At 39.3% G+C, this 23,931-nt stretch carries 16 protein-coding genes; 9 read left to right on the top strand and 7 right to left on the bottom strand.

The genetic code is table 11. The annotated features are described in order from the left end of the window. The first annotated feature begins 115 nt into the window (after positions 1-115). The 3 genes from A9267_RS19080 to A9267_RS19070 are packed head-to-tail and all read left to right on the top strand — an operon-like array spanning position 116 to position 3,623. Positions 116-745, top strand: a complete 630-nt coding sequence (locus A9267_RS19080) for a TnsA endonuclease N-terminal domain-containing protein (protein ID WP_065110362.1) — start codon at positions 116-118, stop codon at positions 743-745. Next, complete coding sequence (locus A9267_RS19075; RefSeq protein WP_065110361.1) at positions 742-2,595, top strand: Mu transposase C-terminal domain-containing protein; 1,854 nt, start codon at positions 742-744, stop codon at positions 2,593-2,595. The genes A9267_RS19080 and A9267_RS19075 overlap by 4 nt, the downstream gene beginning before the upstream one ends. Beyond that, on the top strand, positions 2,592-3,623 hold the full coding sequence (locus tag A9267_RS19070) for a TniB family NTP-binding protein (RefSeq protein ID WP_065110360.1): 1,032 nt from the start codon (positions 2,592-2,594) through the stop codon (positions 3,621-3,623). The genes A9267_RS19075 and A9267_RS19070 overlap by 4 nt, the downstream gene beginning before the upstream one ends. On the opposite strand, the gene A9267_RS19065 is transcribed toward A9267_RS19070, so the two are convergent. Beyond that, a complete protein-coding gene (locus tag A9267_RS19065) occupies positions 3,605-5,005 on the bottom strand; it encodes a DEAD/DEAH box helicase (protein ID WP_065110359.1) in 1,401 nt (466 codons plus the stop codon). The genes A9267_RS19070 and A9267_RS19065 overlap by 19 nt on opposite strands. Positions 5,006-5,009: 4 nt before the next feature. Next, positions 5,010-5,531 (bottom strand): hypothetical protein, encoded by a 522-nt coding sequence (locus tag A9267_RS19060; protein WP_082972463.1) that lies wholly within the window; start codon positions 5,529-5,531, stop codon positions 5,010-5,012. A gap of 219 nt (positions 5,532-5,750) precedes the next feature. On the opposite strand from A9267_RS19060, the gene A9267_RS19055 reads away from it, so the two are divergent. Then, entirely contained in the window at positions 5,751-6,062 is a 312-nt protein-coding gene (locus A9267_RS19055) for a helix-turn-helix domain-containing protein (protein WP_156669207.1), read from the top strand. A gap of 125 nt (positions 6,063-6,187) precedes the next feature. On the opposite strand, the gene A9267_RS19050 is transcribed toward A9267_RS19055, so the two are convergent. The 5 genes from A9267_RS19050 to A9267_RS19030 all read right to left on the bottom strand — a co-directional run bounded on the left by A9267_RS19050 (position 6,188) and on the right by A9267_RS19030 (position 17,138). After that, the gene (locus A9267_RS19050) at positions 6,188-9,004 is read right to left on the bottom strand and encodes a DEAD/DEAH box helicase (protein WP_065110357.1); all 2,817 of its coding nucleotides are present in this window, start codon (positions 9,002-9,004) and stop codon (positions 6,188-6,190) included. A gap of 21 nt (positions 9,005-9,025) precedes the next feature. Further along, a complete protein-coding gene (locus A9267_RS19045) occupies positions 9,026-10,558 on the bottom strand; it encodes a hypothetical protein (protein WP_065110356.1) in 1,533 nt (510 codons plus the stop codon). Positions 10,559-10,710: 152 nt separating this feature from the next. Then, complete coding sequence (locus A9267_RS19040) at positions 10,711-14,331, bottom strand: DEAD/DEAH box helicase family protein (protein ID WP_065110355.1); 3,621 nt, start codon at positions 14,329-14,331, stop codon at positions 10,711-10,713. 51 nt (positions 14,332-14,382) lie between these two features. After that, the gene (locus A9267_RS19035) at positions 14,383-15,525 is read right to left on the bottom strand and encodes a restriction endonuclease subunit S (protein ID WP_231919231.1); all 1,143 of its coding nucleotides are present in this window, start codon (positions 15,523-15,525) and stop codon (positions 14,383-14,385) included. 5 nt (positions 15,526-15,530) lie between these two features. Further along, complete coding sequence (locus tag A9267_RS19030) at positions 15,531-17,138, bottom strand: type I restriction-modification system subunit M (protein WP_065110353.1); 1,608 nt, start codon at positions 17,136-17,138, stop codon at positions 15,531-15,533. Positions 17,139-17,369: 231 nt separating this feature from the next. On the opposite strand from A9267_RS19030, the gene A9267_RS19025 reads away from it, so the two are divergent. The 5 genes from A9267_RS19025 to csy3 all read left to right on the top strand — a co-directional run bounded on the left by A9267_RS19025 (position 17,370) and on the right by csy3 (position 23,930). After that, on the top strand, positions 17,370-17,651 hold the full coding sequence (locus A9267_RS19025; protein WP_065110352.1) for a hypothetical protein: 282 nt from the start codon (positions 17,370-17,372) through the stop codon (positions 17,649-17,651). A 91-nt stretch (positions 17,652-17,742) separates the two neighbouring features. Further along, positions 17,743-19,434: a hypothetical protein gene (locus tag A9267_RS19020; RefSeq protein ID WP_156669206.1), complete on the top strand. Its 1,692-nt coding sequence runs from the start codon at positions 17,743-17,745 to the stop codon at positions 19,432-19,434. 63 nt (positions 19,435-19,497) lie between these two features. Then, complete coding sequence (locus tag A9267_RS19015; protein ID WP_065110350.1) at positions 19,498-20,730, top strand: TniQ family protein; 1,233 nt, start codon at positions 19,498-19,500, stop codon at positions 20,728-20,730. Next, the gene (locus A9267_RS19010) at positions 20,724-22,826 is read left to right on the top strand and encodes a type I-F CRISPR-associated protein Csy2 (protein WP_065110349.1); all 2,103 of its coding nucleotides are present in this window, start codon (positions 20,724-20,726) and stop codon (positions 22,824-22,826) included. Before A9267_RS19015 ends, A9267_RS19010 begins: the two co-directional genes overlap by 7 nt. Before the next feature lie 9 nt (positions 22,827-22,835). After that, complete coding sequence (gene csy3 / locus A9267_RS19005) at positions 22,836-23,930, top strand: type I-F CRISPR-associated protein Csy3 (RefSeq protein WP_065110348.1); 1,095 nt, start codon at positions 22,836-22,838, stop codon at positions 23,928-23,930. Position 23,931 lies beyond the last annotated feature (1 nt).

Here is a 23,931-nt window from a genome sequence, read left to right as displayed (position 1 = left end):
AGTTACAAAACCTATTTTATTTATTATCAATTACTTATTTGTAAAATAACCCATAAGTTGACAATGTTTTTCCTTGGCGTACACTTAATGTTCAAATATCGCATGGAATTTGAACATGTACATTCGAAATTTACGTAAGCCTTCACCCAATAAAAACGTTTTTAAATTCGCGAGTGCAAAAGTGATCGAAACGGTAATGTGTGAGAGCACATTGGAGTTCGATGCATGTTTCCATCATGAATATAATGAGACTATCGAGGCTTTTGGCAGTCAGCCTGAAGGGTTTTATTACTATTTTGAGGGTAAAAGATTACCTTATACACCTGACGCGATACTTCGCTATATTGATGGAACAACAAAGTTTCATGAATATAAGCCTTACAGCAAGACATTCGATCCTGTTTTTAGAGCAAAGTTTTTCGCTAAAAAAGACGCTGCACGAGAGCTTGGAAGAGAACTTATTCTAGTTACAGATAAGCAAATTCGTGTAAATCCTATCTTAAATAATCTCAAGTTATTGCACAGATACTCCGGTATCTATGGTGTGACCGATATTCAACGTGAGTTGCTCCAGTTGATTCGAAAGTCAGGTAAGTTGCAACTTCATGATATTGCAAGTGAATATAAATTTCCGATAGCAGAAACCCGCTCCTTTCTCTATTCGTTAATCAATAAAGGCTTGATAAAAGCAGATTTAAATCAAGATGATCTTTCTTGCAATCCATCTGTTTGGTGTAATGGATGATGGACTTTGAAGATGAATTTACTGAGTCTACATCCGTCAAAAAGCCAGCCTCCCCAGCTCAATATGTCAAACTAGTTGATTCAGAATTAGTTAAACGTGATCTTGATACTTTCCCCGACTTCCTTAAAGAAAAAGCTCTCGATAAATACAAACTAATTAGTGTTATAGAACTGGAAAATTCTGGAGGTTGGACTCAAAAAAAACTAGACCCAATTCTTGATAAGCTGTTTGAAGGTAATACTGAAAAACGACCTAATTGGCGTACCGTAGTTCGTTGGCGGAAGAGTTATATTGAAAGTAATGGTGATTTAGCATCCTTAGTAGATAAGAGCCACAAAAAAGGGAATAGGTCTAAGCGAACTGAAGGCGAAGAAGTTTTTTTTGAACGGGCGTTACTTCGGTTTTTAGATGCAAAAAGGCCCAAAGTGACAACAGCTTACCAGTATTATAAAGACGCCATCACCATTGAAAATGAAAACATTGTTGATGGGCAAATCCCTATTATTTCTTATAAAAGTTTCAACCAAAGAATTAAGTCACTGCCACCTTATCCGATAGCTGTAGCTAGGCATGGTAAGTTCAAAGCTGATCAGTGGTTTGCATATTGTTCTTCTCATATACCGCCAACTCGGATTTTAGAAAGGGTTGAAATCGATCATACTCCACTTGATTTAATCCTTCTCGATGATGAACTTTTACTTCCTCTCGGAAGGCCCTATCTGACTCTAATCGTTGATGTTTTTAGCAATTGCGTTTTAGGCTTCCATTTGAGTTACAAAGCTCCCTCTTATGTTTCTGCGGCTAAAGCTATTGTGCATGCGATAAAGCCTAAAACTCTTAACGATGTTGGAATAGAGCTTCAGAATGATTGGCCTTGTTATGGAAAATTTGAAACCTTGGTTGTTGATAATGGAGCTGAATTTTGGTCAAAGAGTTTAGACCATGCTTGTAAAGAAGCAGGTATAAATATTCAATATAACCCAGTTCGTAAGCCATGGTTGAAGCCGTTTGTTGAGCGTTTCTTTGGCATGATTAACCAATACTTTTTAACCGAGATCCCAGGAAAAACGTTTTCAAATATTCTAGAGAAAGAGGACTACAAACCTGAAAAAGACGCCATTATGCGCTTCTCAGTATTTGTCGAAGAGTTTCATCGTTGGGTTGTCGATATTTATCACCAAGATTCAGACTCTCGTGACACACGTATTCCAATAAAGCAGTGGCAGCATGGTTTTGATATATACCCACCGTTGCAGATGACAGTGGAAGAAGAAAAACGTTTTAATGTGCTGATGGGGATTACTGATGAAAGAACATTAACTCGAAATGGCTTTAAATTTGAAGAGTTGATGTATGACTCAACTGCATTAGCGGATTATCGTAAGCACTACCCGCAAACCAAAGACACAATAAAAAAACTCATAAAGATAGATCCTGATGATCTGTCCAGTATCCATGTTTATCTAGAAGAGTTGGGTGGGTACCTAAAAGTGCCTTGTACAGATACTACTGGTTATGTCAGTGGCTTGAGTCTTCACGAACATAAAGTCATAAAGAAAATTAATCGTGAAACAATACGCGAGAGTAAGGATAACCTTGGTTTAGCTAAAGCTCGAATGGCAATTCATGCTCGAGTACAGCAAGAGCAAGAACTCTTTAATAAATCTAAAACTAAAGCCAAACTTCCTGAACTTAAGAAAAAAGCTCAACTAGCTGATATCAGTAACACAGGTCAAGGTACAATTAGGCTTGAAAAAAGTGACACACTTTCAGCAATACCCAACAAACCTGAGCCTAATATCAGTGATATTCTCGATAACTGGGATGATGATATAGAGGGATTTGAATGAATACCTTAACTGCTCACCAGATGGAGCAATTGAGAAAATTCAGTGATTGCTATGTGATGCATCCTCAGGTCAGCGTTATTTTTAATGATTTCGATGAGTTAAGACTAAATCGAAACTTTCAGTCAGACCAGCAGTGTATGTTGTTGATCGGAGATACAGGTGTAGGTAAAAGTCATCTGATTAACAACTATAAAAAACGAGTGTTAGCTAGTCAAACATATAGCCGTACTTCTATGCCGGTATTAGTTACCCGGATCTCAAGTCATAAAGGCCTTGATGCGACTCTGAGGCAGATGTTAACTGATTTGGAATCATTTGGCAGCCAACAACGAAAAGGGAAGAATTATAAAATAGATTTGAAAACTCAATTGGTTAAAAATTTAGTTAGAGCGAATGTAGAGCTACTTATTTTCAATGAATTTCAAGAGTTAATAGAGTTTAAAACACCTAAAGAGCGTCAAACAATAGCTAATGAATTGAAATTCATTAGCGAAGAAGCAAGAGTTCCAATTGTCTTAGTTGGTATGCCTTGGACTGAACAAATCGCTGAAGAACCACAGTGGTCATCTCGCTTAATACGTAGAAGAAGGCTTGAATATTTTAGTCTCCAAAAAGACAGTAAATATTATCGTCAATATCTAATAGGCTTAGCCAAGCATATGCCTTTTGATGAGCCTCCCAAGATTGAAGATAAACATATTGCTATACCATTATTTGCAGCCTGCCGAGGTGAAAATAGGGCATTAAACCATCTACTATCAGAGACATTAAAACTTGTAATGGTAAATGGTGATCGCAGTCTTGATATTAGGCATTTAGCTCATACTTATAGAAAACTTTATGAGAGTCATGAAAGTGAGGCAACTTCGATTTTTGTTAACCCATTTCTTGAGCCGCTAGATAAGGTGCTTATTTCAGAAGTTGTTAAGCCATCCCGATATAACCCCAATGCGATGACTCCTGAAGATATGTTGATTCCTCGTGAGTTTTCAGAACCATTCACACTAGCTCAACTACTCAGTAAATGAGCATCAAACATCCTTACTATTCGCTCTTTGTATCCACCTAATAAGGCTAAATTATAGTGATTTTCTTGTTCAATATCTGACAAGTATGGTGGCGTATTCTGTTCTGTTAATCTCGATAAATCAGATATTTGAAGATTGACACTTCCCTCATGGTCAATTTCGGTAGAGCTTGAATTATCTGATAATGCTAAGTTTATCGGTTGCTGTTCTTTTTGGTTAAAAATTACAGCCATTTCTGGTAGGTCTTGTCCTATACGATAAGCAAAATCAGTAAGATTTGCTTCAGCTAAGGTAAATAGCCAAGCTTGTTGAGACTCATTGGAGGTGACTCTCAATATGCGGCCTAACACTTGGCGGTAATGCATTTCGGTTTTAATTCTACTTAAATGACAACAGACTTGCAGTCGTGGAATATCAGTTCCTTCAGAGATCATCCCAACGCTCACTATCCATTGAATATTGTTTTGCCTAAATTCCTCAATCGTGTGTGAAGGGTGCTTTAATTTAGAGGTGACAATACAGGCTGTTTGCTGGAAGTCTTTAACGAGAGTTTGATATAGCTGCTTAGCATGCTTAATCGAAGAGGCAACAACTAACCCGCCAGCTAGTGGTGATTTATCACGTATTTCTTTTAGTTTGCTGACACCTTGTTTCAACATGTGATGATTAATCTGTTGATTATTAATTAATGCTTGATAGCTAAAGCTCGAGCCTTCTAGTAACTCAGTTATTGAAGCAAACTCTTTTGACTCTTGGCTGCAGTCTAATTTAATTTTTTCATTGTCAATTAATGCTATTGAAGGATGCCTGCACACTCCATCAGCAATAGCTTGGTTTAATCCATAGACAAAATCACAATGTATGGTGTTATCGGGTTCAGTAAATCTTGATAACACGATAGGAGCAGCATCTGACCGCCAAGGCGTGCCAGATAAAGCCAATGTATATTTGGCTTTGTTTTGAATATTCACTAAAACCTCTTCGCCCCATGCGTTGGCATTATGAAGTTCTATGCCTTTTAAGTGGTGAACTTCATCCATAATAACCAAAACATTATGAGTACTAAGAAGCTGCCAAAAGTCAGGTGATAATGAAGGCATAGATTGATATGTGTAAACGCTGCCAATTGCTCCCATTAAACCATCAAAACGTTTTTGTAATCTTCTAGAGAACGTTATTCGAATGCTTTCATTTACTTCTGAGGAGGGTGAGAAGCATAAAACAAAATCAACTTTCCCCATTTCAATCAGCCTAGCTGCTAACTCAGCAGCCATAACCGTTTTTCCTGCTCCAGGAGTGGCTAAACACATAAAGTGGTTCTGTGTTTTGTAGGTCTCTAGTGCCTTTTTAACGCAATCATGCTGCCATTGCCTTAATTTCATAAAGTTAATTCTCTAGCGTGTTGATGCAGGCTTCTACTGCTTTAATTTTACCAACCATCGATGAACTTTGATTTCGGGCATCCATATAGCGAGAGTACAGGTTGAGCTTTGTTTCAGGAAACTCACTAAAAAGCCTTTTAAACTCTTCCGCTTCACCAATATGTCCCAGTAAATCAATCTGGTATTGGTTAAGCGTGGCTTTTAGTTTTTGTAACTTAGAGCAGTTGTTAATCATGGGCTTTTTTGAGACAGGCTTACGTGGAGTGCTTGCACAAAGACAGCTTTCATCAAATAAGGGCGTTTTGATAAATAAGACTTTTTTGCCATCAATATGTTTTTTTATGAAGTGAGCATTACAGAGTTTAGTCAGCGTTCGGTGTACTAACTGACTAGCATCTTTATTTTTTGTGTCAGGAAGCTCTTTTATGAACATTATTTTCAACTCAATAGCAGTAAATTGAGTTAATGTTTTACTTTTTAATATCTGTATAAGTAATTTGTGCATACGGATGTTTAATTTAGTCACGGATTTTACCAATTATTAATTATTTCAATGTTTAACGTGCCATTCCGTGACATTTTTATTATTTTTCTCCACTACAAAATTCCTTCATACAGCTCTAGGTTTAAACTAATTTTGCCAAAACTTGACAACTAAGCTTAAAAAGCTAAGGATTCCTTAGTATACCTTAAGTGAAAAAACTAAGACAATCTAAGTTATCTAGGAACAGACAATAATGAACTCGTGTCAGAAAAGCAGATTAATCCACTGCCGCTTAGGCTTAAGCAGGCAAGAAAAGCGATGGGCATCAGCCAAAAACAACTGGGCATTCTATTAGGGATGGAGCCAGGTACGGCGAGCGCACGAATGAACCATTATGAGAAAGGCAAACACACCCCTGATTACACCACGCTAAAAGCGATGGCGGATGAACTAGGTGTGCCTGTAGCTTACTTTTTTTGTGAGTCAGAAAGCACAGCAGAGTTGCTGTGCTTGCTTGAGAAGATGACAGAAAAAGAAAGAGAGTTGCTAGTTAAAAAGGTGAAAAATGAATGAATGCCATTTTGAATTAATAAATGGCACCACTCTGGTTTGAACTTGCTGGCTAAAAAAAATTGTTATTATAGGTTTTTAACAATAGTAAGAGCATAAAAATTACGGGTTTGTAAAATTAATAGCCGTTAACTTGAAAAGATTCCTGCTGCAATAGGGTGGATACTTTCAGGATGAAGCAACTGATTTGATTTAGCCTTTAACACTTCTGAACTTTTGACTTTTGCAACTTGAAATAACTCCTTTAAGTCATTTCTATTATTGTCAAAATATAAAATATCATCAGTTTTAAGCCAGTCACAGAAGTCTTGTGTATTCAATGCTGCCTCTTTACCTTGGTCAACTTGAAACGCTACTAATTCTTGTCGCTGTCTAAGACCGAGAGTATTTTGCCACCTTAAATATGAACATATAATAGCGCCTTCAAGTTGAGGCGTGCTGCCAATAGAGGCTGTGAGTCCACCGAATTCATATGATTTAGCTTTTTTAAGTAAGTACTTAAAAAGGAAGTTATCAAGATCCATCATCTCACAATTTCCACGACTTGCATGAATAGTACGGTCAAAAGTAATCTGCCATCTGGTTCTTCTTACACCTAGTTCAGTAGCAATAGGTTCATTTAGCTTAATTTGCCAGATAAGGTTTTTATGGGTTTTATCTACAACTTCGATATCCAATAAGTTAAACATTCCAGCAGCAAAAAACATTACGTGTTCCGATGTGATATTCAGCTCTTCTTTAGCCTCTTTAGGATCAAACCCCGCAGCAAATTCGAATAACTCTCGCTGTTTACTTGCTGAATTTTTTGCTTTTTCTAACGCTTCTTCTATACGCTCTCTTGTGCGAGTAATACCGTCACTAGTCGCTTCTAACAATATATCTCCTACATCTACAAGGTCTGCTACTTCACCCATTATGTCCTCACTTAAACGTTCATTGTATTCTCCACTCAATGAAGATAAGTCTCCCACAACTTGGTCAATTCTTTCATGCATTAGCTCCATGATTTGATCATCCATCGATTCAGGAGAATAAAGGTTAAAGACTACTACACGATGTTTTTGACCATAGCGATACAAGCGCCCAATGCGCTGTACCAATCGCATTGGATTCCAAGGCAAATCATAATTAATCATAATGTGACACTTATCTTGAAGGTTGATACCTTCACCACCGGCTTCCGTAGAAATTAAGAACTGACCTGAATCTTCAAAGTTTCTGATTGCCTCTCTGCGAACCTGATGCCTCATTGAGCCATTAATCAAATCAACACAGCCATCTCCATACTGATCCTCAAGTGCTGCTTTTAGATACTCTTGCGTAGAGCGATACTCAGTAAATATTAATATTTTCTCAGATTTGTTACTTGCCAGTATCGATGGGACCAAAACCTCTTTAAATTCCTTTAGCTTTGGATCACTTAAAAGTACTTGTTCACTCTCTGCAATTAGAATATCTAGTTGTTCCAGCTCACCGTCAAAAAACTCTTTTCCCTGAGTAGTCAGCTGCTGCTCTTCTGCTTCACCAGAATAGCGTTCATCCTCTATTAATAGCTCATCAACACTAACTGCATGAGACTCTTCAATAAGTCTTAGTTTTCTATTATGAAGTGCTTTATTGATCGCTTTTGCACTGGATGCAGCTAACTTTCGGTAAACAGTCATAACAAACCCAATAGCATTACCTGCTTGCCCCATCTCACTGGCTGTTTGGTAACCTTTTCTTAGATATGATTGAAGCGAGCGATCAAAATCTTTCAATGCTTCATCATGCGTAACACGTATTGCTTTTGTGGTTTTACCTTTGAAAATAAAGTTACCTTCTAAGTCGGTTACATCTGACTTATTGTTTCTAATGATCATTTCAGACAGAATTTCAGGGTTTAATGCTAATGTTTCAATCTCTTCTTTTCTATCTGGATTTAGTAGCATCAATAAGCTTTGAAACTTATCTGGTTTTCCTTGGTGGGGAGTAGCACTTAATAGCACCATAGCTTTTGTTTTGGCTCTCAAAAAATTAGCAAGTTGGAATCGATTCGAGGCATCGTATTTCATCCCATACTGCCTTCGGCTAAGGCGATGGGCCTCATCAAAAATAACAAGATCCCAATTCTCTGCTCGTAGTAACTTGTCTAAATGATTATCGTCTTTGAACCTATCAATCGATCCAATCACGTGCTTATACATTCCCCATTCGCGCCCTTCATCTATATTGAAGTTTTCGCCATATATCCGGAATTCACTTAAGCCAAATTTATTATGGAGCTCTTCTTTCCACTGTGAAGTCAATCCTGCTGGCGTAATTAACAACACTCGATCAGCTTGACCTCTTTGCTCTAGAGCTTTGAGTAGCATTCCCGTTTCGATAGTTTTGCCTAAACCAACATCATCGGCAATCATCCAGTTGAGGTGGCCTGAAGCTAGGATATGGTGAACTAAATGTACTTGATGCGGTAAAGGGTCAATATCTAGGCGGGATAGTGAACCAGTATTTTCATTCCAATTCTCAATCGCGTGGGCTAGGATCTTAAGCTTAAATTTTTCGGGTGCCGTTAGATCGCTAAAGTCATTGGTACAAAATCGGTGTTCTACTCCTTTTATCCAAGACAGTCGTTCGAAAGGTAGCCAGCGAGTAATTGATGATTCTGAAAAGTTGACTAATACTTGATGAAATCCAGCGACCTCTCTGGTTTTGAGAACAATTCCCTCTTCTAAACATAACTCTACTTTAGACCCCGGGGTATGTTGTACCTCCATGCCTACCATGAAACCAGAGCCTACAGATGAAGCTGAAACTAATGTCTGACCATACTCACGGTTCTGCCAATTGACCTTTAATTTAATTCCATCAATGTTTTCCAAAACTTGACGCACAAGACCGCGACCATATTTTTCGTGTAATACCCAGCAACCTCTAACGGGTTTAAGTCTTTTTTTCACATGCATGGTCTATTCCTCATTGTTCTATTATGCTTTTTGGATCCAAAGTTCTGATAAGCAGTCCTCTGTATAATCGTCACTCAGGAAAGAGTTTTTACAAACAAACTTACTAGTTAAATCAATGCCCATGTCTTTAAGTGATGACATTTCATCGGAGTGAGGAAGGTATGACCACGGTGCATCTAAACCGTCAGAAAACTCAGGCAAAGTAAAGCCTTGAAGCATCGAATCCATATTTCTTCTTTGTAGTCGATAGCTAAATAAATAGTGATTAAAAGCGGGGAAACAGCGTCTCAGAATAGTATGCCCGTACCAATACTCAAACTCAGTTTCTAAGAAATCATATATTTCTTCAAAAACAGGTAAACCATCAAACAAACGAACTAATCGTAAAGCTTGTTTCCAACTACAGTGTTTATAGGTTGAATCTGCACTCTCACCGCTAACCCAGGCTTTTGAAAATGTAATCCAATATCGTGAGCTATCCTTCCATAAAGTCTTAACTTCAAAGGCTAGTTCTAATTCTTCTACTGTTGCACCAGACTGTACTTCTTTTATCAATGTGGCTTTTGTGTTGTGCCAACCAGGTCCGCTGAAAACAGAAACTAAAAATGGTAATTCACTTGAATGCCAACCAAGCTCAATAATGCAGTCCACAGCTACAAAACGAGCTCGATCCTCAAAAGTAAGAATATTTTCTAAAACAATATTATCTTCATTGTTATCTACATCATTAGTTGGTTCATCATCAACCCATAAATCATAAATTTCTAACTCATTGTTATCAGTTGAAAATAATTCATCCTCGGGAACATCTTTTGAGTAAATAAATGTAGCATTCTCTATGCCATCATCTGAATGTTCTTCATATATTTCATCGTAGAATCCATCTAGCTCCACCTCTACATCATTTAAAACCTCTACATCATCTAAAACCTCTACAGGTTTCTGCAGTTTTTCATTTTCTAGTTCGGTGTTGTTCGTGAGGGAGTTAGTACTTAAAATGGGTTTACAACTTTCTGGTATTGTAATTTCAACTTGCTTTAAAGGTGAGGAAGATGTATCGCTCAAGTCGACTTCATCCTGCAAATCATGTGGCTTGAGAGGGACATGTTTTTTCTTAGAACGATGATATATCTTAGCTTCTACTTCATCAGGAGAGGGGGGAACCTTTCTGTTCAAACTCAATATTTTTCTAGTTGATTTTCTTTGCAGAGTACTAGGGCTTTCAAAACTGTATTCAGCATCTTCTAACTCACAGGATTTATCTGCTAAAAAAGCAAAGTCATTTTCATTGGGCAAATCTAATTCAGAATGAATAACTGATGACGCTAAATTATTAAAAGCCGCTTCAGTATATTCCTTTGCTTTGGCATGGTTTCCAAGTTTGTAATGAAGGCTGCTCAAGATGCTAATTAATTTCTCTGAGTATGGCTTTTCGATATACGCTTGCTCTAATAGCTTAGTAGCCAGCTTAATCTCACCTCTGTCGACTAAACTTGCAGCCTGTTTTAGTATATCTGCTTCGCTCAAAATGGATATCGGTACTGTTTCATTCACCTAAATTACCACCATTTATAATCAAGAATATTCTTGCTCCCTTTGTTGAAAATAGGAACAAAACTAAATAACTCTTCTATCCCGCACCAAGAATTAATATCAAATTAATTTGAGAGGTGAAACAGGCTCATTAACAACTCATTACGGATAGCTTATGCACTCTGACTTTCTTCAACCACCGCATTGCCATTCACTTCACGAATAACACTAAACAGTTCTACTACAGTGCCCTCATCAAAGAAGCCGTAGGCGCTTTCGCCGTGGTTATCGGTAAACGGTGGTGCAAACAACTGTGACATATCTAAGATGCCGTTATTAACTAAGTAGTCGATCACTTGGTCAATAAATTGAATCTGCTGGGCGTTGTAAGACTCTTCATCGAGGAAGCGACTGAATGCTTCTTTGGCGGCATTCATATCTAAACCAATTAATTCTCGAATGAATTCCCCTAGCGGTTTTTCCTGTAAGATTTTCTCTTTATAGGTATCAACATCATTCATGCCGCTAGCGTCCAATAGCAAGCCTTCTAGGACGTCTAAATCGACTTGAGTGATGGCTTTATTACGCTTGAGCTTCTGAATCGTTAATTGGTCTTGATGGTCTTTAATGTACAGCTCAATCTTCTTACGGTACTGCGCTAGATCGACGCTTGGGCTGCTATAAACCCCCGTTACGTCACGGATACCTTGAAACTCATCTTCAAAGTTGGTGTATACCTTCTCTTTTTGCTCTTTATCCAAAGCAAACATCAAGTTTCGTAATCGGCGGCGCACATCTTCTAGCGTACTTAAATGAATATCCTGCCAAAACTCTTGTGTCTGAATATCTTGTAGTAATTGAAGTTGCGCTTGTACCGCTGGAATTGTCGATTTGGCTTCTAGCTGTTCGGCAAACTCAATCATACGAACTCTGCTAGTTTCAGGCAGCATGCCTTTTTCTAATAGTGCTAATTGCATGGTAAGCACTAAGTTATCGAATCGATGGGATAAATGATTAAGCTGCTCATCTGGATTGAAGGCTTCCGCTTCCGTTGGTAGCGCCGAAATTTGGCTCTCTAGGTCGGTAAACTTAGTGTCATCGATATTATCCCAGTGATCACGCTCTAAGAACGGCTCTACCGTTTGACGCTTCGGTCTAACGATGAAGTTATCAAGGTTCATACCTGAGACTAAGTGATGCAGCATATCCAGTTGATAGCTGTTTAACTCGGCATAACGCTCATGGTCTTCAGGGCTGTGCTCTTTAAACTCTTCGTTCTTCAATTTACTGTTAAGCAGCGTACTAAGCAGGACACGCTTCTCGAACACTTGCTGAGTCACGGGTTTTGCCGCGCCAACTGGTAGACCTTCTGGGTTCGCGTCGAAGTATTCAAAGTTCTGACAGTAATCGAATACCTTAAAGGTTGTCTTGTCATCATTCGGGCCAAAGAGGTCTTTACACAAACGTGTGCCTCGGCCAATCATTTGGGTGAATTTCACTTTTGAACGGATGACTTTGAAGAATACAAGGTTAACCACCTCTGGCACATCAATACCGGTGTCGAGCATGTCTACTGAAATTGCGATGCGGCAAGTTGGGTTCTTGGGGTCAAACTCATCAATTTTGTTCTCGTCACCACCAAACTCATCAATCAGGCTTTGTGCGTAGGTCTCTTTAAAGGTAATGACACGAGCAAGCTTACCTGACCATTTGGGGTAATTCTTGTTAAACATCTTCTCTAGGAAAATGGCATGATCATTATTGGCAGCAAAGACGATGGTTTTACCGATCACATCACCGCCTTCAACGTGAATACCACCATGCTCATTCTTACTCATCAGTTGAGCAAACATTTTCTCTGCGGTGTCTTCATTGAACAGGAACTTGTTTACTTCAGAGGGTAACACTTCCTCTCTGTCGGTCAGCTCTGCTTTGTTTTCCCACTCTTCCTGCTCATCTTCAGAAAGCTCTTTAAACTTCACTCCCTCACGCAAAAACTTGGTGGCGACTGAAATTTTTGTTGGCGGTACTAGGTATTTTTCATCGTAGGCTTTTTCATCTTCGTAGGCGTAGGTTGGCATGCCTTTTTGCAGGTCAAAGATGCCATAGGTGTCTTTTTCTACTTCATCTTTTGGCGTTGCGGTTAAGCCTACTAAGAAGCCATCGAAGTATTCGAATATTTGTCGATACTTGGAATAAACCGAACGGTGCGCTTCATCGACAATAATCAAATCAAAATGACCTACACCAAATGGGCGCTCATCGGCTCCTCTGTCTAGCAGGTTCTTCATGGTTGGATATGTCGAGAAATACAAACGGCTGTCGATGTTATTCTTGCTCTGACCTGAATCGAGAATAGAACAGCTAACGCGAGGCAGTAGCTTAACGAAGTTCTTCTTGGCTTGGGAGAGCAGCGCATTTCGATCCGCTAGGAACAGTACGTTCTTAACCCAATCGTTTTTTACCAACAGATCAACAAGGCTTATCACGGTACGGGTTTTACCTGTACCTGTTGCCATCACAAACAAGCCTTTGCGCTCGTGTTCTACTTCAAAGTCTTGTAACAGTTTAATAATGGCTGATTTTTGATAGTGACGATTGGTAATGTCATTGCTAATAATGAGGTTGGCACTGGGCGTTATTTTTTCAGAAGTATCTTCTTCAAAAAATGGCTTACGCTCGCTGTGGCGCTTAATCATTAGTTCAAGCTCAGCTTTGGTGTAAAACCCTTGCACCTGACGTGGTGGATAAAACTTGTCATCCCATAACCACGTCTCATAGCCATTGGTGTAAAATATTACCGGACGGACACCATACTTTGTTTGTAAACAATCGGCATAGAGCTTGGCTTGTTGCTGGCCGTCTTCTGGTGAGCGACTGGTTCGTTTTGCCTCTACCACCGCTAAGGCTGTGCCATTATCGCCCCACAATACATAATCTACAAAACCGTTGCTCTTGGGGTTGGCATCGCTGATTGGCATAGTAGTGACTTTGTATTCTCTATCACGGCTATCTTTAAGTGGCCAACCTGCCTCATCTAATAAAGCATCAATTAAATAATAGCGAGTTTCTGCTTCGTTATAGTCATGCTTGTCTTGCTGGGTTTCTGCTGACTTTTTGGCGCTAGCAATTTGTTTTAATAAATCTTCATTGGCAGCCTTTAAGTCAGCGTTTTCTTTAAGCTGTAACAGATAGGCTTCACGCTCAACTTTGTCATCTTTAGCTAGTTGTTTTTCAAGCTCTTGAACACGCTTAATGCTGCTCATGGCTTTGGTGACTAATGTGGCATCGATGGCAATTTTTTGCGGTATTAAGGTTTCATCAAAGGGGTTGATAATAAACTGGCTGCGTTCCAGATTTGGGGTATAGCTACGAATAAACCAATACAAAACGTGGTGTAGCTCTTTTACCGCTTGCAAAGCATCACGTTGTGGCAGCGTTGTTTTACTGTGTACTGCTTCGTTACCCACTTGGATAATAAGCTTAAGCTTAGGGAACAGGTTAGTGGTGAGGTTTTGTTTAAAGCCTTTGTCATGAATCAGCGACATCAAAGTGGCATCATGACGAGGGCGGGTAAGCCAATTATCAATGTCAAATACGGTTTCAACCATCAGCTCCAAGGCATTACGAGCATAAAACCCTGCAATGCGTGGATCGGACTTGATGTTACTCTCAGCATTTTTAGCACGAGTTTGAATCTCGGCGCAACGCGTCGTGTACACATCATTACCGCCGTTAAGGGCAACATCCATAAAGCCGAAGTTGCTCGTTGAACCGTTCACCGTATCTGACATTGAAGTTCCTTTTTACATCATCATTCTTACTGATAAGAGTTTTAGTATTCGTTATAGGTTTAGTTCGCCTTTGAAGGCTTTTTGCATGAGAGCGTTAAATGATTGTTCATAGTCATACGCTGCTTTATTATTTAGTAAGATATTTTGCTCTATAGTTTTAATAATTAACTCAAAGTCGTTTTGCAGCGTACTAGGCGGAACCCCGACCTTGATAGACTCTAACTTTGTAGGAGATGTATGTTTAACCTTTGTGCCTGTAGATGATGAATGAATCGCTAATCGAACAGACTTATTGTTAAAGAGATATGAATAAAAAACTGTATTTTGCTCATCATCTTTAAATTTAACTAAACCTAGTCTTTGATTGTGCAAATACTTATTTGATTCAGGGACTAAGATAGAGCTACCAAGTAAGCCAGCTGCTTGTTCCGTCATAGCTAGTAATAGAGCATCTTTTTCTAGTATGTAGCCAGTTGGGATATCACCAGAATAGTATTTCTGCTTTTCACCACGATCCCAATAGCCACCTTCTTCTTTAAAGTTACCAGGGGTAAGCAGAACATAGTCTCCTTCTGATGTGAAATATTCGCTTTTAAAGGCATAACCATGATTAACAGATAACATCTCGCTTAATTCACGCTTATCCCAACCCTTAGGGTTCGTCACCGGATCACCAAACATGTCAATAAACACTGACTGAGCGAGGCTGTTTAGCTCTTGCTCCATTTGCTGGCAGTCTTTACGAAGTTGGTCGGCTTTTTCTAGCACCGCTGCGATTTGCTTTTGGGTTTCTAGTGGCCAATCAGGAACATCAATATCTAATATTTTCTTAACTGATAAGTGTTTAACTGTAACAAAGGGGGTATCGTCCCATATTTTTTTTAGCCTCAAGGGCAACAGATAGTAGAGAAACTCCTTACACATTTTGGTTGGATCAACTTCGATCTTACACACTCGCTGATTTAATAATGCTCGCCCACCACTCCAATACTCTGTATTGAAATCTCCATCCATCCCAACTAAAACATCACCATCTGCTAGGATAAATTTGTCATCGTATTCTCCTGAATAATAAGTATCAGAGTAACCTCGAACAACATCCCGAATCCTGACAATTGGCATTCCTTCTGTTCCGAATAAATTCGATTTAAAGGCGAAACCAGATAACACATTACATAAAGATCCTAGTTTCACAGTCTTCAAAGCAACTTCTCCAACTCAACTACACCCTTCGCCATCTTTTCTTGCAAGGTTTTAATTCGTTTCAGGATGTCTTGTGGCGCATCATATTGCACTTCTTCGTACACGACTTCTTTGTACCGATTCAGGCTTAGGTCAAAGTCGTTACTGGTAATGGCATCAACTGGCACCATAAAGCTCTGCTCTGTCTTTTTGCGTGTGTATTCAGGGCTTTCGCTGTTTGGTGTGTTGTCTTCATTGGTTAGGGTGTTAAAGCGTGCAATGATATCGGCGATGTTGCTTTGCTCGTGCGTAGCCGTTTCACCATCCTTGAAAAGCTGTGTACGTTTATCATCTAACGAGAAACCGTCAGCCTGCATGTCGTAGAACCAAACGTTATCTGTACCGCCACTGTTGGTTTTGGTAAAGATAAGAATCGCGGTACTCACCCCTGCATAGGGCTTGAATACACCAGAAGGCAACGAAATAACCGCTTCGAGTTTCTGTTTAGATACGATTTGCTCACGAATGGCTTTATGCGCTTTAGTCGAACCAAATAGAACACCATCAGGGATGATCACTGCGGCGCGACCACCGACTTTGAGCATGCGAAGAATTAGGGCTAAGAACAGCAGCTCCGATTTTTCAGTTGGCTTTTTCTTTTTGACCTCAACCTGAATCTCGTTGCCATCTTCGTCAATTTCGGTTTTGAACTTAGGCGCTGTTTTCTTAACAACTGGATTCTTACCTAATGCACGCAGTAAGTCTGGTGCAACGATATCGAAATCAACTGAGCCTTTAAACGGTGGGTTGGCAAGGATAAGGTTGTAGGCTTCAGAGATATTCTCATCACCTTGGTCTTGCAAGCTATCACGGTAGTGCACACTTGGATTTTCAATCCCGTGTAGCAGCATGTTCATTGCACCAATGCGCAGCATGTGTTTATCAAAGTCAAAGCCAGTAAACATTTCATTGTTAAAGTGCTTACGGTTAGCTGGCTTGTTCACCTCGGCAGCGTGATGCTCTTCTACGTACTCAACCGCCGCCATTAAGAAACCACATGTCCCTGATGATGGGTCACAAATGGTATCGCCCACTTTTGGCTCCATCAGTTCGACCATCATTTGGATGATGTTACGCGGAGTACGGAACTGGCCATTCACGCCTGATTGTTGCAGTTTGCTTAACAGGTACTCGTACAAGTCGCCTTTGGTGTCTTTGTCGTTCATGTCGATAGCACTTAGTAGCTGTACGACCTGATCTAATAGCTTAGCTGACGGGATCATGAAAATGGCATCTTTCATGTGCTCAGCGAAGCTACCTTCATTYTGCAACGATTTGATTTTAGGGAACACGCGATCACGAACGATTTCCATCATTACGTCTGGATCTTTGTCTTTGAAGCTACTCCAACGAAGGGCTTGCTCTTCAGGCGAAAAGGTTGGGTTGTTTAGCGGTAGACCTGTCGCTTGGCTACGACGCTCAGCCGTCTTTTGCAGTTCATCTAAACGACGAATAAACAGCAGGTAGGAGATTTGCTCAATTACTGAGATTGGGTTAGCGACACCGCCTGTCCAAAACATTTCCCAAACTTGGTCGATCTGATTACGAATTTTGCCTGTTAGCATTGGTTTTCTCTTGATATTGCAATAATCTAAGCACGTTAATACAGCTGCTTTATTGTGTGCACATTGATTAGTTGCTTTGAATAAATCTAAGGCTGGTCATCGCCTTAGATAGAAAAATAATTGATCTCATCATATCAGCAAAAAATGGCTTTGATATGGTTATTGGTCAAGTTTTTGTCGCGGATTTTAATTTATTAAAAACAGATTGGAAACGGTAGAGGGAAAGGTTATATGGCCGCAATACGATTAGTGTCATCATGCTGCATAAAATGCAATGCTGGAATTGATATATCTATTGATAACTTTACCTTTTATCAAGCAGAAAGAGGTAACCATTACTTATACTGCGAGAAGTGTGATTCACCTTATACACCGTTACCTAATCCTTATGAAGAAATGGATAGAGAACGAGATAAGGCTGAGTTGGCAAGGTTAAGTAATCCTTGGAGGACTTTGGGGATTTTGACTTTTGGAGGGTTAGCTGGCTATTTTCTTGTACATATAATGCTCTAAGTTCTCTGTATGTTAAATACACATTGTATTTCAGCGTAAGTAATACTATTTTTATTAATTAACACTTTATAAGGCCGTTATACAATGCAATATGGATGTTTGCAGTGGTATTAATTCTTATGGTCTTGCTCTACTGATATATCAAGGAAGAGAAATGAAATCCCCCATAATATTGATGACTCTTTTGAGTTTAGCAGCCTGCGGTTCTTCTACTTCGCAGGATGACCCCATCATCGATTCAACTCCTGTTGCTACTACGCCATCTAAGCTTGATGCGCATCATTTAGCTTGTAGACGAGCAAGTGATGAGCAACTTAGTTTCATAAGTCAAAAAGTCACTAGCCACTCTGATTTAAAAGGCGTGTTGTTTTACTTTCATGGTGGGTTGAGTGGTGAAGATTATATGAAAGACACCTTGGGCCCGCTGTTACAAGAATCTATTTTTAGTTCTGAAGCGCTTAATGGTTATTACCCTATTTTTATTAATTACGATGCTCATCCATATAAAGATGGCAATTTAGGTAAAAGCTTTGTTGAACTTCTAGAAGAAGCTGCTAAAGACACTGCCTTTAATCAAGCTGGACTGAAATTTAAAAGTAAGATGGCTGCTGATGCTGCTCAAAAGAAATCACAAAAAGGACTTGATGCTTTGAGTTCTGATGAAGCAGCTGCTGAGGTTGCTAAAAGTTATTTAAATCAAGTGTCATCTAATTTGAAGAATAATAATAAATTTAACTCGATTACTGTTGATAGTGATGAATACTACTACGCTATTCTAGAAGATGACTTTTTAGCACAGAAGATAAATGATGATTTAGTTAAACTGGATCAAGACTTTCGTGAGATTGAAGCAGAGCTTGCTAATTCCCCGATTACCTCATTAAAGAATAAAGATATTCAAAAAGGTGTCATTGGATTTTCAACCAGTGTTGTTATTGCTAAGTCACTTGCGCGTATTGCCTTAGGGACGAATCACCAAATAGTACCCACTTTTGAAGAGGAGGCTTTTAGGGCGTATAAAATCGGAGGCTTGAGCATTCAAAAGGTTGCTACGGCACATTGGAATACTGTCAAAAAGAACTCTCAAGAGTGTTTTGCCGATGGTTCTGCTGGTGACAGGTTGGTAAATACGTTATTAAAAGCTGATATTCCAATTCATACCATTTCACATTCAGCAGGTTCTATTCCTACAGGTCATTTGCTCAAAAAAATGAAAGGAAAGTCGGAAAAATTGGCCTCTGTTAATTTAATTGTGCCTGCAATCTCACAAGAGGGATTTAGCGACATTTACCTTAAAAATTTAGCAGGTGCAGACAATATTTATGGTTATGTTTTGAGCCGAAAGCAAGAGGAAGTGGACAGTATTGTTTGGGGGATTTATCCCGCCTCACTTTTGTATGCTGTATCAGGTGTTGCCGAAGGAGCTTGGCATAACGATAAAATGTTGATGATAGAGCAGCATATGAGGCCAACAAGTAGAGTATATGGCAGTTGGTTCCATAAAATGTTTACTGGGGATAAGCCAAAACCTGTGTGGAAATTTTTAGCTGATAATAGCGAGAACTGGTATTACTACCCAAGTAAGCAATTACCCTATAGCACGGATAAACCTGGTAAGCGATCATCCCACGAGTGCACTAAATATCCTTGGGTTTCGCCAGAAGTCGCGACCAGTATAATTAAAAACATCTCTGGAATGACCGTTGAAAATGTTAGCCAGCCTAACTCGCCTGAAACAATTAAGGATGCTCAAAGCCTTAATAAAAAATGTGGTTTTATATAGCCTTGAATTAAATTGAAGTCTTAGGTTACACTGAAACTAAGGTTTCCTTAGTTTTGGTGTTTGATGGCATTTCTATTTTCTCCCAAAGTACGTGCATACTCTGATGAGTCATTAGAGAGTTACCTGTTACGAGTTGTAGCTGAGAACTTCTTTGACTCATATGAACAACTCAGTTTAGCCATTCGTGAAGAGTTACATGAACTTGATTTTGAAGCTCATGGCGCATTTCCTATAGAACTAGAACGCCTTAATGTATATCACGCCAAACACAATAGCCACTTCAGGATGCGGGCGTTTAGTTTGCTTGAATCCCTTCTTAATCTGCCACCTCATGAGCTACAAAAGCTAGCACTACTTCGCTCGAACAAAAGGTTTGTGGGAGGTATGTCGGCAGTGCATCGTAATGGGGTTGATATTCCGCTAAGTTTTATTCGTTACGCTGATGATGGTATTGAGACTGTGCCTGTTTGTCCTCAATGCCTGAAAGAAGAAGCTTATATTCGCCAGGTTTGGCATTTGAAACCTGTTAATGTTTGTGCCAAGCATGAGTGCGAACTGCTTCATCACTGCCCTGAGTGCCAACAACCTATCAATCACATTGAGAATGAATCGATTAATCACTGCGCTTGCGGCTTTGATTTTACGACAGCTTCGAGTAAGAAAGCTGATAACCAAGAGGTTGCATTAGCCCGTAGCTTGTTTGAAGGCGATGCCTTATCTAACAACCCTCTGTTATTTATGGGCACATCAGCGACTCAACGATTTGCTGCTTTGCTTTGGTATAAAAAACGTCATGCTAAAAATATAGAGTGTAAGTTGGATGAGTCTGTAAATTACTTTGAAGCTTGGCCTAAAAACTTTTATCAAGAGTTAGATGAGTTTGTAGCTGGTGCTGAGCTGAAGCTTATTGATTTGTTTAATCGAACGTCTTTGAGTTTTATTTTTGGTGAGTTGATTTTACAGTCTCAATGTTTATTGCCAGAAGATAAAACACCACATTTTATCTATATGGGGTTAATGGAATACCTTAGCAAGCTAGTTGAGTCACATCCTAAGTCTAAAAAGCCTAATGTGGCTGATATGTTGGTGTCTGTGGCTGAAGCTGCAGTTTTGCTCTCTACCAGTCATGAACAAGTGTATCGGCTTTATCAAGATGGCATTTTGACCTCTGCTATTAGGCAAAAAATCCGTACCCGAATTGATCCTCATATTGGTGTGTTCTACCTAAGACAAGTTATCGAGTACAAAACTAGTTTTGGCAACGACAAACAAGGAATGTACTTATCAACATGGTAGATAAAAACACGTTTCAAGAATTATTAAATATTGATGATATTTCTGAGCGGAATATTGCGATAAGACGGGTATTTACTGCTTATTCTGAGCCGATAGAGGTGTCTGGTTTTGAGGCTGATGTGTTAGTTATTTTACTAAACCTAACCTATCCAAGAAAGAATGTTGATGACCTTTTAGATATTAAGATTGCTCGGAAAACACTTAAAAATGATATTCATTTTGATGAGTGTATTGAAGAGGTTAAATGGCTGCATACGCATAATTTGAAATACCCTGATATTAGGGTGAGTAAGCAAAGGCTGAACGTACCCGTTCCAATTCTATATCCCAATGTATTAAGCGGTGCAAATTGTACCAAAACGTTAGGTTGGTCTCATGATAGTGCTAAGGTGAATAAATCAAAGTTGTTTGTGAGTCCTTTTATTTGGCAAGGCGATGTTTGTTGCCTTGCTACATTATTATGTGAGCCTCCAAAAGAGTGGCAGGTAGCATTTAAGTCTTTAGGGATGCCTGTAAAAGAGTTTTTGAATGTTTGTGGCAGGGTACGAGACTCATTAAAAAATGAAATCCCCTCAATTGTTGATAAACACTCGATTCAAGTGCGCCTGCCATATAGAGACGGATACCTGTCTATTACCCCTACTATTAATCATGCGCTTCAGTCGGAAATTCAACAAGCGGCAATGGCCAAATTAGGTCGGTTTACCAATATGGAGTTTACACGACCTGCAAGTGTCAGTGAGTTGTCGGCTTCTCTTGGAGGGAATGTAAAAGCACTACATTACCCGCCAAAGGTTGGAAATGTTATTTACGGTTTGAGTGATTCGTACCTGTTGAGAGTGCAAGCTGGTGAAGCAGTTTTAAATCAAGTAGCACTATCGAAACCTCAATTTAAAAATGCGTTAGAAGGCCTTTTATCAATTAATTTTGAATTGGCTTTAAAACAGCGCAGGCAGCAGAAAGTCGCAAGCATGAGGCTTATTAGAACAACCTTTGCCGAATGGTTGTCACCACTGCTGGAATGGCGTTTAGCTGTGCAAGAAAATAAGATTGATATGAATGAGCTTGAATGCATTTATGGCTCAATTGAGTATCAGTTTTTATCCTGTGACAATGAGAAACTGGTTGAGCTACTTATTCCCATATTTAGCTTACTCAATAATGTGCTTTCAAATTCAAATACGTTACAAAAATATGCTTTTCATCAGAGATTGATGAAGCCATTAAAAAACAGTTTGAAGTGGTTATTAGCAAACCTTGTTGAAGACTCGAACGTTGCAGCAATAGCGCTGGATGAAGAAAGCCAACAGCGGTATTTGTATTTGAAAGGTATACGTGTTTTTGATGCTCAAGCGTTATCTAATCCATATTGTGTAGGGATCCCTTCGCTAACCGCTATGTGGGGGATGATGCATAATTATCAACGTCGATTAAATGAGTTACTTGGTACGCATCTTCGAATGACTTCTTTTTCGTGGTTCATTCGTCAGTATTCACCTGTAGCGGGTAAGAAACTGCCTGAATACGGTATGCAAGGCGTGAATGAAAACCAATTTAGGCGTGCTGGAATTTTAGATAACAGACATTGCGATGTGGAGTTTGATGTTGTTATTCACATTGATGGACATGAAGAAGACTTAGAACGTCTTGAACATTCAGAACGTGCGATTAAAGCGAGTTTTCCAGCAAGCTTTGCCGGTGGTGTTATGCATGCTCCAGAGATAGATGCAGTAGATGACTGGTGTGAGTTATTTAGCAATGAGGTATTACTTTATTCGAAGCTAAGGCGGCTTCCTGCGTCAGGTAAATGGATAATGCCCACCAAACACCAATTAGATAGTCTTGATAATCTATTTCATTTACTAAAGCTGAACGCTTCATTGTGTCCGGTTATGTCTGGTTACTTACTGTTGGACTCACCTATAGCCCGTAAAAACGCGTTAGAACGTTTACATTGTTATGCTGAGTCTACTATTGGTTTGGTTGAGTGTAATACTGCGATTGATATAAGGTTGCAGGGAATAAGTCGTTTTTTTAGGCGGGCTTTTTGGATGCTCGAAATAAAAGAAACTTCTATGATAATGAAACGGATTTAAGGAAGCTTTATGGAGTTATGCAATGTTTTAAAATATGACCGTTCTTTGTTCCCGAGCAAAGCTGTTTTCTTTTATAAAACAGCAGAAAGTGACTTTGTCCCTCTTGAAGCTGAAATAAACCGAATTCGTGGCCAAAAGGCAGGTTTTACAGAAGCATTCACTCCTCAATTTAAACCCAAAAACTTAGCACCGCAAGATTTAGCACACTGCAACCCCCTCATTATTGAAGAGTGTTATGTCCCACCGAATATTGAACATATTTATTGTCGTTTCTCATTAAGAGTACAAGCAAACTCCCTCAAACCTGCTGGTTGTAGTGAACCTACTGTATTCGCTTTACTTGAAGAGTTAGCTGCCACATATAAAGCATGCGGAGGCTATAAAGAATTAGCGATTCGATATTGTAAAAACGTGCTATTGGGAACCTGGCTTTGGCGTAATCAAAATACGGGTAATTCTCAAATAGAGATTAAAACTAGCTCTGGTAATTGCTATCAAATAGCTAACACTCGTCAACTTGCTTGGGATAGTTGTTGGCCTGAAGAGGCTCAGCAAGTATTAGATGAGTTAAGTGAAGAATTACATGTAGCGTTAACAGATCCTGCGGTATTTTGGGATGCCAATATCACGGCAAAGATTGAAACAGCTTTCTGTCAAGAGATCTATCCAAGCCAGTCATTTGGTGAAAAAGTGGCACAAGGAGAGGCATCAAAACAATTTGTTAAAGTTAAGTGTATTGATGGCCGTTATGCCGTTAGTTTTAATTCAGTAAAAATTGGGGCCGCGCTGCAATTAATTGATGATTGGTGGGATGTTGATGGCTCAAAGCGATTACGTATTCATGAGTATGGTGCCGACAAAGAGTTAGGCATAGCGCGGCGCTCACCTGAGTCTCAACAGAGTTTTTATTCGCTGTTTATTAATACTGAGTTTTATCTTAGTGAACTTAAAGATCAAGTTTCTAAAAGGAAACCTCAGATTAATAACAATATTTATTACCTATTTGCTGTTTTGATCAAAGGCGGTTTGTTTCAGAAAAAAACAGAGAAAAAGAAAGCCCAACCACAAAGTGGAAAAAAGATAAAAGCTAAGGGGGATTCTTAAT

Origin of the sequence: Shewanella sp. UCD-FRSSP16_17 (assembly GCF_001675935.1) — a bacterium.
Taxonomy (GTDB): domain Bacteria; phylum Pseudomonadota; class Gammaproteobacteria; order Enterobacterales; family Shewanellaceae; genus Shewanella; species Shewanella japonica.
Note: the sequence above shows the minus strand (reverse complement) of the source record. Positions and strands in the feature narration are given on the sequence as shown.